General features: G+C 66.3%; 13 protein-coding genes. 5 read left to right on the top strand and 8 right to left on the bottom strand.

The window, feature by feature from the left end; translation table 11 throughout:
- The first annotated feature begins 6 nt into the window (after positions 1-6).
- A complete protein-coding gene (gene rfbA, locus ACU6RU_RS11020) occupies positions 7-876 on the top strand; it encodes a glucose-1-phosphate thymidylyltransferase RfbA (protein ID WP_446726553.1) in 870 nt (289 codons plus the stop codon).
- Positions 873-3110: a glycosyltransferase family protein gene (locus ACU6RU_RS11025; RefSeq protein WP_446726554.1), complete on the top strand. Its 2238-nt coding sequence runs from the start codon at positions 873-875 to the stop codon at positions 3108-3110. Before rfbA ends, ACU6RU_RS11025 begins: the two co-directional genes overlap by 4 nt.
- On the opposite strand, the gene ACU6RU_RS11030 is transcribed toward ACU6RU_RS11025, so the two are convergent.
- Together ACU6RU_RS11030 and ACU6RU_RS11035 are read right to left on the bottom strand one after the other, a co-directional pair.
- The gene (locus tag ACU6RU_RS11030) at positions 3107-5041 is read right to left on the bottom strand and encodes a rhamnan synthesis F family protein (RefSeq protein WP_446726555.1); all 1935 of its coding nucleotides are present in this window, start codon (positions 5039-5041) and stop codon (positions 3107-3109) included. The two genes, ACU6RU_RS11025 and ACU6RU_RS11030, sit on opposite strands and share 4 nt — an antisense overlap.
- Positions 5038-6822 carry a rhamnan synthesis F family protein gene (locus ACU6RU_RS11035; RefSeq protein ID WP_446726556.1) on the bottom strand — a complete coding sequence of 595 codons (1785 nt, stop codon included), beginning with the start codon at positions 6820-6822 and terminating at the stop codon, positions 5038-5040. Before ACU6RU_RS11035 ends, ACU6RU_RS11030 begins: the two co-directional genes overlap by 4 nt.
- Before the next feature lie 237 nt (positions 6823-7059).
- Here ACU6RU_RS11035 and rfbB point away from each other — a divergent pair, with 237 nt between their 5' ends.
- Genes rfbB through ACU6RU_RS11050 form a run of 3 tightly spaced genes read left to right on the top strand, consistent with a single transcriptional unit; the run spans position 7060 to position 9958 of the window.
- Positions 7060-8058: a dTDP-glucose 4,6-dehydratase gene (gene rfbB / locus ACU6RU_RS11040; protein ID WP_446726557.1), complete on the top strand. Its 999-nt coding sequence runs from the start codon at positions 7060-7062 to the stop codon at positions 8056-8058.
- 3 nt (positions 8059-8061) lie between these two features.
- A complete protein-coding gene (locus ACU6RU_RS11045; protein ID WP_446726558.1) occupies positions 8062-9480 on the top strand; it encodes a sugar nucleotide-binding protein in 1419 nt (472 codons plus the stop codon).
- Positions 9481-9535: 55 nt separating this feature from the next.
- Positions 9536-9958, top strand: a complete 423-nt coding sequence (locus ACU6RU_RS11050; protein WP_446726559.1) for a GtrA family protein — start codon at positions 9536-9538, stop codon at positions 9956-9958.
- A 13-nt stretch (positions 9959-9971) separates the two neighbouring features.
- On the opposite strand, the gene ACU6RU_RS11055 is transcribed toward ACU6RU_RS11050, so the two are convergent.
- The 6 genes from ACU6RU_RS11055 to ACU6RU_RS11080 all read right to left on the bottom strand — a co-directional run bounded on the left by ACU6RU_RS11055 (position 9972) and on the right by ACU6RU_RS11080 (position 17217).
- A complete protein-coding gene (locus ACU6RU_RS11055; RefSeq protein ID WP_446726560.1) occupies positions 9972-10376 on the bottom strand; it encodes a DUF2304 domain-containing protein in 405 nt (134 codons plus the stop codon).
- Positions 10373-11104 (bottom strand): glycosyltransferase family 2 protein, encoded by a 732-nt coding sequence (locus ACU6RU_RS11060; RefSeq protein ID WP_446726561.1) that lies wholly within the window; start codon positions 11102-11104, stop codon positions 10373-10375. Before ACU6RU_RS11060 ends, ACU6RU_RS11055 begins: the two co-directional genes overlap by 4 nt.
- A gap of 53 nt (positions 11105-11157) precedes the next feature.
- Entirely contained in the window at positions 11158-13221 is a 2064-nt protein-coding gene (locus ACU6RU_RS11065; protein ID WP_446726562.1) for a DUF7657 domain-containing protein, read from the bottom strand.
- Positions 13222-13292: 71 nt separating this feature from the next.
- A complete protein-coding gene (locus ACU6RU_RS11070) occupies positions 13293-15458 on the bottom strand; it encodes a hypothetical protein (RefSeq protein WP_446726563.1) in 2166 nt (721 codons plus the stop codon).
- A gap of 218 nt (positions 15459-15676) precedes the next feature.
- Entirely contained in the window at positions 15677-16210 is a 534-nt protein-coding gene (locus tag ACU6RU_RS11075) for a hypothetical protein (protein ID WP_289330045.1), read from the bottom strand.
- Positions 16211-16284: 74 nt separating this feature from the next.
- Positions 16285-17217, bottom strand: coding sequence for a glycosyltransferase family 2 protein (locus tag ACU6RU_RS11080; protein ID WP_289330046.1), 933 nt, complete (start codon positions 17215-17217; stop codon positions 16285-16287).
- Positions 17218-17236 lie beyond the last annotated feature (19 nt).

Raw genomic sequence — 17236 nt, forward strand, 5'->3', positions numbered from 1 at the left:
AGCATCATGAAGGGCATCATTCTCGCCGGTGGTTCGGGCACGCGGCTTCACCCGATCACTCTGGGTGTTTCCAAGCAGCTGATTCCCGTCTACGACAAACCGATGGTGTACTACCCGCTGTCGACGCTGATGCTCGCGGGCATCCGCGACATCCTCATCATCACGACACCGCATGATGCACCGTTCTTCGAGCGGCTGCTGGGCGACGGATCACAGTTCGGGATCTCGCTGACGTTCGCGCAGCAGCCGTCCCCCGACGGTCTGGCACAGGCATTCACGATCGGCGCGGACTTCATCGGCGACGACAAGGTGGCACTGGTCCTCGGTGACAACCTGCTCTACGGTCCAGGCCTTGGTTCGCAGCTCAAGCGCTACGCCGATGTCGACGGCGGCGCCGTCTTCGCGTACTGGGTGGGCGAACCGTCAGCGTACGGCGTCGTCGAGTTCGACGACGCCGGCCGTGCGGTGTCGCTCGAGGAGAAGCCGCGCGAGCCGAAGAGCAACTTCGCGGTGCCGGGCCTGTACTTCTACGACAACGATGTGATCGACATCGCCCGCGACCTCGAGCCCTCGCCCCGCGGCGAGTACGAGATCACCGACATCAACAGCGCCTACCTCGAGCGGGGAAAGCTGCAGGTCGAGGTCCTCCCCCGCGGAACCGCCTGGCTCGACACCGGTACCTTCGACCAGATGACCGACGCAGCCGACTACGTGCGCACGATGGAGCGGCGGACGGGTCTGCGCATCGGCGTTCCCGAAGAGGTGGCCTGGCGTCAGGGATTCCTCACCGACGACGAACTGCGCAACCGCGCCGCGAAGCTCGTGAAGTCCGGATACGGAACGTACCTGCTCGAGATCCTCGAGCGCGGTCGGTGACGTCCCGCCCCGCGTCGCCGGGCACCATCGTCCGGACGACAATCCGGCGCGCGGCCACGGTCGCCCGCTCGCGCGTGCGAGACATCCGGGGCTCTTGGTGGGGTGGGCCCGTCATCCGTCGTGTCGACCGTCTCTGGTGGGCGCGCATCATCAATCGTGCCGGCATCGTCGACCCGGTCACCGTTTCGGCTCAGCGACCCGGCCTGAGCCCGCGGGCCGCCGTCCGGCATTACGTCCGCCGGGGCTTCCGCGACGGCTTCGTACTGAACCCGCTGTTCTCGGAACAGATGGTATCGATGCAGCTCTCCGATGCGGGCAGAGTTCCGGCGCTGTACGCGTACCTGGTCAACGACCGTCGCCGGATCCGGACCAGCCTCTTGTGGGACGCCCCCGGCTACGCCGTCGCGCATCCCGAATCCTGCGATGACCCTGCCGGGCCGCTCGGTCATGCTTGGCGCAGCCTGCAAGCGGGGTCTGCCCTCGATTTCGGCTTCCCGGGCGGTCGGGGGGCGTCGCGCGCGGACCAGATCTCGACTCTCGCGAGCCGCGCTCTCTCGCCCGCCGGGCGCAGGTCGGCCGAGAGCGACCTGGACGACCTGGCATCCGCCCCCGTCGTGCTCTTGTGGCGCCTCGCTGGCCGCGAGCGCGATTTCAGTCTCACGATGGAGACGGCCGCGGAAGCGAGCCGCCGGATCGGCGCCCGCCTCGTACTCGCCGTTGGCGGAGAACGGCCGGATGCTTGGTTGCCGGCCGTCGCGGCCTCGACAGCTGCTTCCGGGGTGTCGGTCGTCGCCGACAGGCATGGACCTTCCGTCGTCGGCAGCGTCACGCGTCAGCTCGCTCGCGGGTCGCACCTGATCGTCCGCGGTCCCGGCGACGAGATCACGACAGACAGCGTCATCGCCCTTGCGGCGGCGGATGCCGGGATCACGTCACCGATCGTCCTCGACGTCGACGGCGTCGTCATCAACTGCGGTCTGGTGCGCCGCGGCGCGCGTCTGCACCCGCTGCTGCACGGCCATCCCGCCGAGGATGCGCGCCGGCTCGGACAGCGAGTGTCCGTCGACGGCGTCGCCGCGGCGACGTTCGCAGTGACCATCGGGAGCTCGAAGACTCCGGAGACGGCTCAAGTTCGCACGGACGCGTGGGTGATTTCCCCCGAGCGCCATCTGCCAGCCCATTCGCGCATCGAAGCGGCTCAAGGCATGGACGAAGACCTCGACCGACTCGTTGCCCGCATCGGCCTGAGGGCGGTCGATGACGGCGGCGCACGACTCGGGCGGCGCGCGCCCTCGGTTCGATCCGCGGCGCCCCGGTTGCGATGGGCACTCAAGACCGCTGCCCCAGCCGGTCTCGGTGCGGAGTGGTGGGGCGACACGCACTTTGCCCGCGGGCTCGCCGACGCGCTCCGACGCCTGGGACAGGACGTCGTCATCGATTCCATCGGCGCCCGGAATCGGCCGTCCCACCATCTCGATGACGTCGAAGTGGTCCTGCGCGGACCGGAGCGGATCGAGCCGCACCCGTCAGCGGTCTCACTGCTGTGGATCATCAGCCACCCCGACCACGTGACACGCGACGAGACCGCCGCATTCGACCACGTCTTCGCCGCCTCCGAGAAGTGGATCAGGTCGACGGCCGGAGCCCTGGGGCCGATCGAGCCGCTGCTGCAGTGCACGGACGTACACCGGTTCCATCCCACGGGCGCACCACGCACCGACCGGATCGTCTTCGTCGGCACCGCCCGCGGCATCCCTCGCCCGTCCGTCATCGAGCCGATCCGCGCCGGCTTCGAGGTCGACGTCTACGGCCCCGATTGGACCGGCTGGATCCCCGCGTCATCCGTCGTCGGGTCCGGGGTGCCGAACTCCGAGCTGCCCGCACTCTACGAGGGCGCGCGACTCGTTCTCAACGACCACTGGCCGGCGATGCAGGCATCCGGGTTCATCTCGAACCGACTCTTCGACGTGGTCGCCGCAGGCGGCCGTGCGATCAGCGACGACGTCGAGGGCATCGACGAGCTTTTCGGTGGCCAGGTCCGCACTTACCGGACGATTCCCGAGCTTCTCGCCCTGCTCCGGCAGGACCCGGAGCGTCTCTTCCCTTCCCGGGAGGCCGCAGAGGGGATCTCGACGCAGATACGCCAGCAGCACTCCTTCGACGCCCGAGCCGCGACGCTGCTCGAGACTGCGTTGCGCGGGCGCGACGGAATCGCGCCCAGCGGTCGGCGTTAGCGACGTCGCAGTGGCTGCAGCACCCGCCTGACACGTCGACGCCACGCCAAGGAGCGGTCGTAGATCGCCAGAAGCCGATCCTCTTGCTCGGGCCGGTGAAGCCGGGCGTACATCTTCAGGAAGTCGCGGAACGTTCCCCACTCAAATTCGCCTGCCCGGCGCAGGAACTCGATCTGCTCCATCGTCGACGCGGGCGGAAGTGTCACCGAGATCTGATCGAAGTTGTAATCCAGCGCGGTGTAGCTGACGGCCATGTAGTCGGGAGACGTCACCGTACGCGTGTGATACCCGGCCTCGCCCGCGACGTACGCAGGGACGCGCTCCAGGATGTGAGCCAGCCCGCCGTCGATGTACGCCTCCGCGCCGCCGAACTGGTCGTAGTCCCACGGCTGTTCCACGAGACGACGCAGCGATTCGGGGCGGGCGAAGAACATCGATCCGTATGGCGCGAGCGGCGTCCCTTCGTCGACCGGGACGCGCACGCCCATCTTCGCCATCAGTTCCAGGAATCCGGGCTTGTTCGCCCACCATCCGTGCCCCAGGGTGGGATGCCCGATGTGCACGACCGGAGGGAAAGCCATGCCTAGGCCCGGTTCGCGTTGGAAGAGCGCGACGAGGTTGGCGGTGTAGCCGGTCGAGAACAACAGGTTCTCGAACTGCTGCAGCTTGAAGTGACGTCCGACGTTGTCGGAGTCTTGGGGCGTCTTCTTGGAGTGCACCTTCACGACGAGGTCGTATCCCCCGTCGAGCAATTCGTCGCGGCAGCCGATCAGGAACGCTGCCTGATCTCGCCCGTTGTTCGACGGAAGGACCCGCACCTCGACCGAGCCCCGTTCGGTGCGCCGAGACAAGTGATCGCGAATGCCGCGAGCGCGCTCCTCCTCCGGAGTCGTGATCACCAAGTCGTACGCACCGGGGAGCGTGTCGATGCGGTCCATGATCTCGTCGGTCATCTCGGGGTAGTAGATGTGAGCCACCGCGAGGGTGCGAAGCGGGCGGGAGGCGTCGTAGGTTCCGTCATCCTGCTCCGCGAGCACCTCGAGCATGGCCGCGTCCGCATTCAGCGTCTGAGGCTCGACGTTGCGCGCGAGATCCTGGTAGATCAACTCCATCGGGTAGCCCCGGCGCTCGGCAGCCTCGAGGGTCCACCGGCCGATGACCGAGAGGCGATCCATGAACGGGGGCCATTGGAAGAACGGCCGCCGTTTCAGGGTCGGGCATCCCGCCTCGATGAGCTGCTGCGCGTAGAGCACGGCGTTGTTCTCGATCTTGTCGGTGAGGCTCGGGAAGGCTACCTCAGCGACGAAACCGAAGTCGACGAACTTCTCGGTGAAGACCGCCTCGTGCTTGGCGACGGCATCCGAGTAGCTGTCGAGGGACGGCAGATCGCGCCAGTACTGGGCCCATTCGTCCGAGAGGAACATGTCGCGCCGAACCGCCATCCAGTATGACTGGAGGTGGTAGGCGAGATACGAGTCGCCGGTGAAGGGGTTCGGCTCGACACGTGGGTGATCGGTCATTCCCCAGAAATGCAGGGGTCTCCGGTCCATACGCTCGAACAGCGGGCCGAAGTCGCCGATCGGTCCGAACCACGTGTCATTCGCGAGGACGACCTCGTCCCAATCATCGAGGCGATCGGACAGGTGTTCGAGACCCTCTTTGTAGCCGGTGATGTCGAAGCCGTGGTTCTCGCGCACGAGGATCTCATCGGCGACGGGCTCGAGCGCGTCGCGACCAGCATCGGTGAGGAGGCCGTTGACGACGACGAGGACGTGGTCGCAATGGGCGCGCAGCTGCTGGAGCGCATAAGGGATGTACGCCTCGACGTCTCCGCGACGGTCGTATACGACGTAGATCAGCGCGCGCTTGCCGCCTTCGGGGAACTCCGCGGCGGCGCGAGCCGGGAAGTTCACGAGCTCAGCAGTCTTCATTCCGAGTCCTCCCCGCGTCGCAGTCCCCGCGACAGCACGCGCCGCACGCGCGCCACGACACCGTAGCCGCGTCGCGCGAAGTAGTAGATCGGCAGCAGACGCCGCGCCACGCCGAAGTGGTTGAGCCGCAGGTACATGCGGAACAAGGCCACCGGCCCGCCGAACCCCATCGCGCCCGCCCCGTGCAGGAACCGGATCTGATCGATCGGGTAGCCACGAACCGACATCGACACCTGGTCGGTCTTGAACTGGATCGCGGTGTGGCTGATGCTCGCATGCTCGGGGGTCAGCACAGTACGCGCGTGGAACCCATCTTCGGCGGCAGCCAGCACGACGGTGCGCTCCTGGACATGCGCGAGCTCGCGATCACGCTTACCCCGACGGTAGTCGGCGTGCCGCCATCGCGGTTCGACCATTCTGCGAAGCGCATCGGGACGCGCGATCCACATGCCGCCATAGGGCGCGAGCGGCGAAACGGCGTCCACCGGCACACGGATGCCGAGCTTGTCCAGCAGACGCTGGGTCGGTGCTTCGAGGCCGGCCCAGCCGCGCCCCATCGTACCGAACCCGATGTGGACCATCGGCGGGAACACCAGCCCCAGGCCCGGCTCGTGAACGAACATCTGCAGGAGGTTGCGGGCATACCCGCGGCTGCCCAACAGGTTGTCGAGCTGATATCGCCGCGAGTAGCGGCGCAGATTCAGGGTCTTGCGAGGAGATGGCCGGTTGTGGAGCTTGATCACGATATCGTGCCCCCCATTAAGCAGCACGTCGCGACAGCCGACGAAGAAGTCGCTCATGTCACGGCCCGGGCCGGGCGGCACCACTCGCACTTCAAGCGAGCCGAAACCAAGATCGTCGAGCTCCTCCAGGCGGGCCTGCACCTGCGCCGCGGTCATGCCGTCGCCCGTGGTGACCAGGAGGTCATAGCCCGCGGGCACGTTCCGGATCGCCCGCAACACCTCGTCAAGCCCGACGAACTCGCTCGCGTGCAGGATGACGATGATGGCGAGGGAGTCCACCGCGTCGGTGTCGGGGCGCGCCTGCAGAGGAAGAACGTTGAGCATGCCCGCGTTCGTATTGAGCGCCTTCGGGGGAACCGATCGCGCCAGGCTCTGTCGGACGAGCCCGGTGGGGAAACCGCGCTCATCCAGACGGGTCAGCGTCTCGCGCCCGATCACCGCATGCTGGTCGAGGTAGGGAGGAAAGAGCCGGAACTGCGCTTTCCCCACGACCGGGCATCCGGCGCTCAACAGCGCGTGCGTGCTGAAGACGAGCGGGTCGCCGCTGCGGAAATCCGCTGCGGGAAAGGCGAAATCGACTACCAGACCGGCCTCGCGCAACACGCGTGGGAGGATGTACTCGGCGTCGTGCGGGCGCTCCTCCGCATGCGAGCCCCAAAACTCTTCGAGGGCTGCAGTACTCAACGCCTCGTCGCGCAGCACGGTCCACACCCATGGTGCGCTTAGCAGCGGGAATCCCTCGCCGGGGAAGGACTCCGGCTGGTGGCCGTGTGAGTTCTCGACCAGCTGCCAGGCCGCGCAGGGAACTTCGGACATGCGGTCGATCACTGCGGAGAAATCCGAGACGGGACCGAACCACGAGTCACCGCTCAAGATGACCTCGTCGACGGGCCCCGACTCGTCGGTGCGCTGTCGGATCGCGTCACGGTAGTCGATCGGCTGGAACACCGACGCCGCCGTCTCTGCGATCGAGTCACAGATCGCGCGGAGACGCTCACGTTCGGCTACGCCCAGCGCGTCAGGGACGATGACGACCATGTCGTCCACCAGAGTCCGGAGCGCCGAGAGAGCGTGGATGACATGGTCGTCCACGACGGCGCGCGGGCCCTCGATGGCGTACACCATTCGGCGTCGTACGCGCTCTGCCGGTTCATCCATGTCGGCGGACGGCTCCCTTCGCGCCGCGGTATGCGGCCGATGAATTCTATCGAGCGAGCATGAGCCTTCTAGGCGCGTTCCCTCAGCCCGCAGGTGTAGGCAGGTAGCCTGGAGGGCGTGTCCACGCTTCTTGTCACCGGCGGCGCCGGGTTCATCGGTTCGAACTTCGTTCACCACGTCATCGACCACACCGACCACACGGTGATCGTGCTCGACAAGCTCACCTATGCGGGCAACGCCGCATCTCTTGCGGGCCTTCCCGAAGACCGGGTGCGCCTCGTTCAGGGCGACATCGCCGACGCGGCGCTCGTCGACGAGCTGTTCGGCCAGGTCGACGCCGTCGTGCACTACGCGGCCGAGTCGCACAACGACAACTCGCTCCACGACCCACGGCCGTTCCTCGACACGAACATCATCGGCACCTACACGCTGCTTGAGGCCGCGCGGAAGCATGACAAGCGGTTCCACCACATCTCCACCGACGAGGTGTACGGCGACCTCGAGCTCGACGACCCGGCTCGGTTCACCGAGAACACCCCCTACAACCCCTCTTCGCCCTACAGCAGCACGAAGGCCGGCTCGGACCTTCTCGTGCGTGCATGGGTGCGGTCGTTCGGGGTGAAGGCGACCATCAGCAACTGTTCGAACAACTACGGGCCGTATCAGCACGTCGAGAAGTTCATCCCCCGCCAGATCACGAACGTCCTGCGCGGCATCCGACCCAAGCTCTACGGCACGGGCGAGAACGTGCGCGACTGGATCCACGCCGACGACCATTCCTCCGCGGTGCTGACCATCCTCGACAAGGGCATCATCGGCGAGACGTATCTCATCGGCGCCGACGGCGAGAAGGACAACAAGACCGTCGTCGAGCTGATCCTCGCCCTCACCGGCAACCCGACCGACGCGTACGACCACGTCACCGACCGCCCCGGGCACGACCTCCGCTACGCCATCGACTCCACCAAGCTCCGCACCGAGCTCGGCTGGACGCCCCGGTACGACGATTTCGAGGCGGGTCTCAAGGCGACCATCGACTGGTATCGCGACAACGAGGACTGGTGGGCGCCCGCGAAGGACGGCGTCGAAGCCTTCTACGCCTCGAAGGGGCAGTGACCCGTGGCCATCGAGTTCGGCAAGACGCTCACGGTCACCGAGACCCCCATCCCCGGGCTCATCGTCCTCGACCTCCCGGTGCACGGCGACTCACGCGGCTGGTTCAAGGAGAACTGGCAGCGCGAGAAGATGACCGCTTCCGGCATCGATCTGCCCGATTTCGGGCCTGTGCAGAACAACATCTCGTTCAACGACGCCGTCGGCACGACCCGCGGCATCCACGCCGAGCCCTGGGACAAGTACGTCTCGGTCGCCACCGGTCGGATCTTCGGCGCCTGGGTCGATCTCCGCGAAGGCCCGACGTTCGGCGCGGCCTACACGACCGAACTCGACCCCTCACGCGCGATCTTCGTCCCGCGCGGCGTCGGCAACTCCTATCAGACGCTCGAGCCCGACACCGCGTACACATACCTCGTGAACGACCATTGGTCGCCCGATGCGACCTACACGTTCCTGAACCTCGCCGACGAGACCGCCGCGATCAAGTGGCCGATCCCCCTCGACCAGGTCGAGATCAGCGCGAAGGACAAGAACCACCCGCGACTTGCAGACGTGGTTCCGATGCCGCCCAAGCGCATCCTGGTGACGGGCGCGAACGGGCAGCTCGGCCGCGCACTGCGCGCCGAGTTCGGTGATCATCCGTGGATGGAGTACGCGAGCCGGGACGAGCTCGACCTGACCTCGCCGGATCTCGCCTCCGCGCGCCGGTGGCGCGACTACAGCACGATCATCAACGCGGCCGCGTACACCAAGGTCGACCTCGCCGAGACCCCCGAGGGCCGCGTCGACGCCTGGGCGGCGAACGTCACCGCGGTCGCCGCGCTGGCGCGCATCGCGACGGCGAACGGCATCACCCTCGTCCATGTCTCGAGCGACTACGTGTTCGACGGCACGAAGGACGGCGCGTACACCGAGAACGACCCCGTGTCGCCGCTCGGCGTGTACGGGCAGACGAAGGCGGCCGGGGATGCCGTCGTGTCCGTCGTCCCCCGGCACTACATCATCCGCACCAGCTGGGTCATCGGCGACGGAAACAACTTCGTCCGCACGATGACCTCTCTTGCCGACCGCGGCATCGATCCCAAGGTCGTCGACGACCAGATCGGACGCCTGACGTTCACGGACGACATCGCCCGTGGTATCCGGCACCTCATCGAGGGCACGGCCGATTACGGCACGTACAATCTCAGCTCGGCAGGCACGGCATCGAGCTGGCTCGACGTAGCACGGGATGTGTTCGCGCAGACCGGGCATAATGCCGGCCGCGTCAGCGGGGTGAGCACGGAGGAGTACTTCGCGGGAGCAGGGCACCCCGTATCACCGAGGCCACGTAACAGCGAACTGGATCTGTCTGCACTGGAGGCGAGCGGGTTCTCACCCCCCGCAGGTGCCGACGCCCTCCGCGCATACCTCAAATCGTGACACTGCGCTGCGCGACAGCCGGCCCGGTGCCACGGCCTCAGGCAAGGACCCGAGCATGCGGCTGAGCGCGCTCGTCCCCGGGCCGGTCAAGCGGATGTGGAGAAGCAGCGCGGTCAGGTACCTGGTCGTGGGTGGCGTGGCCTTCCTTTTCGACTTCGGGCTGCTGTTCGTCCTCCACGACCTGGTCCACATCGACCTGGTCATCGCTACGCCGGTCGCCTTCTTCACGAGCTTCGCGCTGACGTTTGTGATGCAACGGTCGATAACGTTCCAGACCGGCGCGGGATGGCGATCGAGTGCCGTCAAGTACACCGCACTCGTCGTTTTCAACGCCTTCGCCACCACCGCGATCGTCACCGGCATCGACGCTCTCGGATGGCCGTGGGCCGTGGGGAAAGGGATCGCGGTCGCGTCGACAACGGTGTGGAACTACTTCGGCTACCGCTACTGGATCTTTCCGGCGGCCCGCAGCGAGTAGCGTCGACGCGCGCTCACTCGGTGGGCGCGTCCCGAGGCCAATCGCCGTGGACCTCTGAGCCTGCCGCCCCGGAATCGAATCGCGCTTTCAACTCGTCGAGGTCAGTTCGAAGGATCGCGGACTCCTCCGCGAGGCGACGGATCTCGTCTTCGGCGCGGGAGAGCTCCCACGAGAGGTGGAGCGCGACTCCGACGAGCAGCACGATAGAGAGGGCGAAGATGAGGTTCGCCGGCACCTCGACACCCAGTACGTCGGTCAACTGCAAGAGCAGCCCGGGGAACACGGAGATGACGAGGAGAGCGAGACCGATGATCAGCCAAAGGGTGGCGTACTTCTCGCGAAGCTGACGTTTCAGCAGAAGGCCGATGATGATCGCGAGGACCACGATCGCAAATGCGATCCCTGCCGCGATGATCATGACGCGGCTTCCAGGGGTTTAGCGGGCCCGCGCATCAACGCAAGGCTGAGGGCGAACACCGATCGCGTCAGGTACACCGTGGCACCGAACGGATTCTGACTCGGCCGACCGAAAGCCCGCGGCCGCATTGCAACCGGCACCTGCGTGACCGTCAATCCCGCGTGCAACGCATTCACCAGCGAGTCGACCGTGTCGCCGAGGTACTCGGCGGGGTAATACCGGACGTACTGGTCGATCGCGACCTCGTTAGCGGCACGGAAGCCACTCGTCACGTCCGTGAGAGTGGTCTTCGCCACCCGGGATAGAACCCCGGCGAGCAGCTTCATCGCCCACCGACGTGGCCCCCTCGCGGAGTAGTCGCCGACGTCAGCGAACCTCGCCCCGATCGAGATGTCGGCCTCGTCGAGCCCAGCGAGCACGGCGGCGATATCGCGCGGGTTGTGCTGACCATCGGCATCGACCTGAATCGCTCGCTGGAAGCCATGGCGCTGCGCATAGGTGAACCCGGCGCGCATCGCCCCACCCACTCCCATGTTGAAGGGGAGAGTCATCACGGTCGCGCCGGCTGCGCGGGCACGGATGCCGGTGCCATCGCTCGAACCGTCATCGACGACGAGGACGTGGTAATCGCGGCTCGCCGTTAGAACCTCCGCTACGGTGTTCCCGACGTTCTCGGCCTCGTTCCACGCCGGAACGATCACGAGCGTCTTGGGCGACTCTTCAGACATCCTCATCATGATATCGCGGGCGTCTGATCGCTTTCGAACGAGGGGCACACGGGTCATTGCTCGCCCCGGACGGCGTAGATCAACATGACGCCCGGCCCCTGCTCTATGCGCTCGATGAGATCGAGACATCCTTGGTCGAGGGGTGCTTGGGTGAGCACATACGAGACGTGTTCCGCGGCGAACCGATTGCAGGAATCGAACGTCATCTGAATCTGGTCAGGTGCCGGGTTGCGTGGGGCCGGCTCGCCCTCGCCCGGAACCCACGAGAGGGTGGCCAGACGGTTCCAAGCTTGCTCCGACACACCGGTCGGATCGATTGCGTCCCACATCTCGGAGGCCGGGGACCCTTGGACGCCGTTGTAGGACTGGACTCCGGACTCGACGAGCATCATCGTCGTAACGAGCGACGTGTTGATGCCTACCCACACGCCGGGGTCCCGTGCGTCGATTTGCTCGATACGCTGCACGGTCTCGGTTTGGCGCAGGTCGAGCACTCCCACGTACACCGGGTTGACGAGCCCCGATTGCGCCAGGGTCAGCACGAGAAGACCAGTCGCCGCTGTGAGGAAGCGTCCCGAGGCCATGAGCCAGACGATGAGCACGAACGCCGCGGCGAATATCGCCAGCAGCGCCAAATCACGCCGTGCGATGGCATCCACGGATCCCGTGATGTCGACCGCTCGCCATGCAACCACGCCTACCGACCCAGCCGCGAGCGTCGTTGCGACCAGCTTCACCCACAGCGGAGGCACGAGGCCGCGAGACCGCGCATCGTCAAACCGCATGGCGGTGAGCACGACCAGCACGACGCTGACGACGCCGAAACCGATCCGCATCCGCGCGTTCGTCGTCCTGTCGAGAAAGAGCAGATGCGCGAGAGGGTCCCAGCCAGGCACGAGAAGGTAGCCGAGCATCAGGACGAGCGCGCAGATCGTCGCGATCGCCAGGGTGTCCAGCACTGCGCCGTTCTTGCGGCGAACCCAGACCAGCCAGCCCAGCACTACTACGAGAAATACGCCGGGAAGGAAGAACGTGGAGGCCTCGGAGGAGTTCACGCTCAGCGGCGCACCCTGGGTGCGTTCGAGAGCGAAGGACGAGAACGCGGAGAACAACTGGGATATCTCATTCACACCGGCCTGCCCGACCTGCTGAAGCCGCTCCCCCGGATAAAGGGTCGAGGTGAACGCCTGGATCGTCTGCAGTCGCGTGAGGATCCAGACCACCATCACCAGTCCGCCGACGAGACCGGCCACCAGGACGGGTGAAACGTCGACCAGTCGTTGTGGGAAGCGAGGCCGACCGACGTCGCGGGCCATCACAGCCCCCACACCGAAAGCGGCCGCCACGAGCGTCACGGGAACGATGAACGGAACGTAGATCCCCATCGCCAATGCCGGTGTGAGGTAGGCCACGAGCGCGGCGAGTATCCACACGGGGCCACGCTTCCGTGATCGCAACGACCAGATGATCGCCGACATGACCAGCATCGCCCACAAGGCGGGGTACAGCGTGAGCGAGAGGTACCACCACTGGAAGAAGGGCGCGAAGAAGAAGCCCACCGCCAGAGCCAAGCTCGTCAACGGGCGCCGCGGAAGGAGGGTGACCGCGAACAGGTATGTGGCCGCGATGACGCCGAGGCCTGGGAACCACCATCGGAATGCCATCGCCTGGTCAAGCGGAAGGAAGAAGAAGCCGAGCAAGTGAGGCCGAAAGGCAGTCGACCAGTCGGCGTTCGGCAGGTCGTTCTGCACGGTCGCGTCCATGCCGCCGGGGAAGGTCTCGTTCTCAATCGGAAGTGACTGCTCGACCTGCGAGATTACCCAGCTGGACTGAACGAACCACTCGTCGCTACGTATCTCGCGCGGTTCGCCGGCGACGAGACGGGGATCGTCTCCGCTAGACACCATCGAGTGGAGGACGCCGGTCGAACTACCCGTCACACCGAAGGCGACCAGAACCACGAACACGCCCGCGAGCAATGCCAACGGCAAAGCCAACACGCGACGAGATGGGAGGCCGTCTGCCGTGGGGGCGATCCAGCGCTCCCATCTTCCGTCGTCTCTGCGGTTACGGGTGACAAGTGCGCGGGGGTCTGGATCTCCCGGGGATGAGAACATTCGTGCTGCTTCTGTTCGTACGCGGCCAGGAATCAACCGATCCTACCGCGCCTTCACGGGGCGCGCCCCGGTCAGGGCACCAGGACGCTGTGGCAGCCGAGCGACGAATTGTTGCCGGGACCCTGGTTGATCGCATAGCTGCAAACCTGGTGCCGTCCAGGCTTGAGTTCCAGCGTGAGATCGATCCCATGCGCATTCCCAAACCCGGGGTAGGCCCGCGCCACATCGGGACGCGCGACGGCGGCCGTCGCGACGGCGAAGCCGACGCCATCAACGTAGACATGAACCTGGAGCGATGCCGACGTATCCGGATCGATCGTCCAGCCGCGCAGACGAACCCCTCCGGCTTCGACAGTCACGTCCGTACCGCCGAAGGGCGAGTGGTTCTCGATCACCACCGATTCGCAACCAAGAAGTTGATTCGTGCCGGGGCCGACATTGATGGCGTACGCGCAGATCCGGTGGGATCCAGGATCGAGCTCGAAAGTCTGATCGATACCGTGATCGGCCCCGTAACCAGGATAGGCCCGTGCGATGTCCGCTCGCGTGACATCGGCTCTTCCGACGACGGCCGTTCCGTCGATGTACGTGTGGATCGTAAGCGAGTCCCGCGTATCCGGATCGATGGCCCATCCGCGCATGCGAACCGATTCTCCTGTCACCGTCGTATCGATGCCGCCGAACGCCTGACCCGCGCGCACCTCCAGATTTCGGCACCCGAGCGTCGAGTTCTGCCCCCAACCGACGTTGATACCGTAGACGCACACGGTGGATGACCCCGCGGGCGCGCTGACGAACTCGTCGAACCCGCTCCGGCGGTTCGCGCTCGGATAGAGCTTCAGAACGTCGTCTCGGACCACGGTCGTCTGGATGGCGCGCCCCGAGTTCCCGCGGTACACGTGAACAGTCATCGGTTCGGTGGTGTTGGGGTCCACAGCCCACCCGCGTACGCGGAAGCCGCCCGGCACCGGATAGAGGTCATCGACCATACCCTGCGGGTCGGCGCTCCGAGTGACCTCCACCGTCTGACAACCGAGAAGCTTGTTCATACCGAGACCGACGTTGATTCCGTAGGTGCACACCTGGTGGCTGCCGACGGAAGTGGGAATGGACACGTCGATGCCGTGGTTCGGCCCGAACCCCGGGAACACCGCGGCAACATCCGGCCGTGGTCGGTCCGCCTTATGGACCGACCCCTGACCGTCGATGTAAACGTGGATGTCCAGCGAGTCCCGGGTGTCGGTGTCGAGCGTCCAGCCGGTGATGCGCACGCCTCCGACCAACGCCTCGACCGTCGTGCCCCCGTAGGGCGAAGCGGTCTCGACCTCGACCGTTTGGCAGTCGAAGGCCGTGTCCGATCCTCTGCCCACGTTGCGTACCGTGACGCAGATCTCGGTCGTACCCCCGACGACCTCGAAGTCCGCGCGCATGCCGTGATTGGGCCCGTAGCCGGGATGAGCCGCCGCGACGTCGGGACGCGGATCGTCCGCGCGGAACTCTCCGAGACGAGCGCCGTTCGCCGAGACGACGACGGTAAGGGCCGCCGCCGGGTCGCTCGGATCGAGGGTCCATCCGCGGATTCCGACAATTCCCCGGGAGACTTCGACATTGAAGCCACCGAAGGGGCTCTCGTTATCGGCCTGCGTCGACCCGAACCAGTCGGTGTAGAGCCGCCAGAAGTTGCGGTTTCCGTATGAGGAGCAGGTGTCTCCCGTGCCATACAGGTTGTTGAGCGCGGCCTGGTTGGGCACGTACGGCGTGTAGATGTAGAGACCGGCGGTGGCCTGGTTCTCGATGTAGACCCGCTGCGTCCCGCAGTTGTTGTACGGGTGGTACAGGATGTTGTTCCACCGGCCAGCCTGGTAGCCGAAGTCCTGCGGGAAAGCCTTGTAGATCTTGTACTGCCGGGCCGCGTAGTACACCTGGTAGAAGAAGCCCAGCGTCGCCGAATCACACGGAGCCGTGTCAGGGCACCCCTGCCCGGTAGCTGCTGCGTAAGCGCGCGCTGTCGGAGCGTTCCAGGTGACCAGAGACTGCTCCTTCTCGAGCAGCACCAGGATGACCTTCTGGCTGATGCCGCACGAGCGGGCGACGCGATCGATGATCGTCGACGCGCTCTCGTTGCCGCGACCCTCGTACCCGTTGCAGTAGCGGTCGGACGGGCGGTTGTCGGTGTTCTGCCGGTAGTCCTTCAGACACGTGAAACCCGAGGCGCACGACCGCACCTGACGCTCCATGAATGCCTGGATCTCGGGCGATCCCATCGCATTCGAGTCGTAGAAGGCGGCGTCGCTGATGATGTTGCCGGGGTTGAAGTCCGATCCCGATGCGGCCGCGGCAGCCGGAGCCGGAGCGATCGACGACGACAACGCCACCGGCGCCGCGACGAGCAGCGCGATAGCGCACACCCATGCGGCGAGGACCGCGACGGACGAGCGGATGCTGCGACGCGCGCTCACTGGCTCGACTCGACGCTCGAGTCGGCGGAACGCGCCCGCGTCGACGAGGACTCGTACCGCACATCGAACCGCGTTGCCGCGGAGTCGGACGCGACGTCGGCCGACATGAGGCCGCAGTACGTCACACCGTTACCGGCCGTGCTGGTGATGGTGGCCACCCCGACGCCGTCGACGCGGAGCGTGCAGGTGCCGTCATCCTCGCTGACGCCCGGGACCATCGCCGTCACCTCGAGGGTCGCACCCCGCTGCTCGGCGGTGATGATGAGGACCTCACCGTTGTAGGGGGTGTCCACTTCGACCGTTTCCGTCGGAACCGGCACGTCGGGGGTCGCGGCGTCGTCCGGAGTCGGCGTCGGTGTCGGCTCGGGAGTCGGGCTCTCAAGGGTCGCCGTCGGAGTCGGAGTCATCGCGCCACCCACGGGGGTGGCGCAAGCGCTCAAGGCCAGCATCCCGACAACGAGGCCGCCGAAGAGGCGGAAGCTCGTCGCGGTCACCGAGGTCGTGGTTCTGCGCGCACGGGGAGAGGTCACGCTTTTATTGTGCGGCCAGCGCCGCGTTCACACAGCATCCACGCCGATTCGTCATCCGTCCGTTACGGCGGCGCTCAGCGCGACATCCGGCGGCGCAGGCGACGTAGCCGCGACCAGATCGGCTGGTGCGCATCGATCTCGGCTCGGATGACAGCCCGCTGATCTCGCTGTTCGCGCCGCAACGACTCGACCTCGCTCCGCAGCTCCGCGACGATGCGACGTTCCATGGCTCCCAGGTAGAGCGGCAGGCCGGCACCGTTCTCCGCCACCCAGGAGCGGAGCTCACGGTCGCGCACGATCATGTCGTCACGGTCGTGGAGATGCTCCAACGCGAACATACTGTTCCCCTCGGCACCCGACGCCCCCGGACGCTGAGTCCAGAAGGCCAGCGGCTCTCCCCCGATGAAGCCGAGCGTCCCCACAGCAAGGACGCGGAGGTAGAACTCCCAGTCCTCGACGGCTTCGAGCGACTCGTCGTAGGGACCGACCTGTTCGTGAAGCGCGCGACGGTAGAGCAACGAGATGGGGACAGCGCGGTTGACCTCGAGCAGATCGATGAAGCGCAGCGCCGTCAGATCGGCCCAGAACGGCACGCGTCCCGTCTCGACCCACCGCCCCGCGCGCTTCTGCTCGTAGACGATCGCGGTCGCGACGCCGACCCCGGAGTCGTTCGGGTGGTCGTCGAGAAAAGCGACGGTGCGCTCGAGGAACTCCGGAGCCCAGAGGTCGTCATCGTCGTGGATGACGACGAACTCGGTGTCGAGAGCCTCCACGCCGGTGTTCGCCGCGGCGCATCGGCCGCCCGGGGCCCGCGAGTCGAGGACCGTCACGGTGTCGACGGCGGCGGACGCCGACACCACGGCGTCGACGGCGGTCCGGTCGCTGCCGTCGTTGACCACGACGATCCGTCGGTCGCCGAAGGTCTGGGCGGCGACGTCGGCGAGGGCCCGAGCGAGGAACTCGGGCCGGTCGGCCGTGCGGATGACGACTCCTACGCGTGCGGGCATGTGTCCACCCTAGGAGGGA

It is taken from the genome of Microbacterium sp. F1-18, from assembly GCF_052921305.1.

What these genes read in the sequence shown, in the direction of transcription:
- rfbA (WP_446726553.1), top strand. Translation starts at nt 7, where the DNA reads ATGAAGGGCATCATTCTCGCCGGTGGTTCGGGCACGCGGCTTCACCCG.
- ACU6RU_RS11030 (WP_446726555.1), bottom strand. Translation starts at nt 5,041, where the DNA reads ATGAAGACTGCTGAGCTCGTGAACTTCCCGGCTCGCGCCGCCGCGGAG.
- ACU6RU_RS11035 (WP_446726556.1), bottom strand. Translation starts at nt 6,822, where the DNA reads ATGGTCGTCATCGTCCCTGACGCGCTGGGCGTAGCCGAACGTGAGCGT.
- ACU6RU_RS11050 (WP_446726559.1), top strand. Translation starts at nt 9,536, where the DNA reads ATGCGGCTGAGCGCGCTCGTCCCCGGGCCGGTCAAGCGGATGTGGAGA.
- ACU6RU_RS11055 (WP_446726560.1), bottom strand. Translation starts at nt 10,376, where the DNA reads ATGATCATCGCGGCAGGGATCGCATTTGCGATCGTGGTCCTCGCGATC.
- ACU6RU_RS11060 (WP_446726561.1), bottom strand. Translation starts at nt 11,104, where the DNA reads ATGTCTGAAGAGTCGCCCAAGACGCTCGTGATCGTTCCGGCGTGGAAC.
- ACU6RU_RS11065 (WP_446726562.1), bottom strand. Translation starts at nt 13,221, where the DNA reads ATGTTCTCATCCCCGGGAGATCCAGACCCCCGCGCACTTGTCACCCGT.
- ACU6RU_RS11070 (WP_446726563.1), bottom strand. Translation starts at nt 15,458, where the DNA reads ATGGAGCGTCAGGTGCGGTCGTGCGCCTCGGGTTTCACGTGTCTGAAG.
- ACU6RU_RS11080 (WP_289330046.1), bottom strand. Translation starts at nt 17,217, where the DNA reads ATGCCCGCACGCGTAGGAGTCGTCATCCGCACGGCCGACCGGCCCGAG.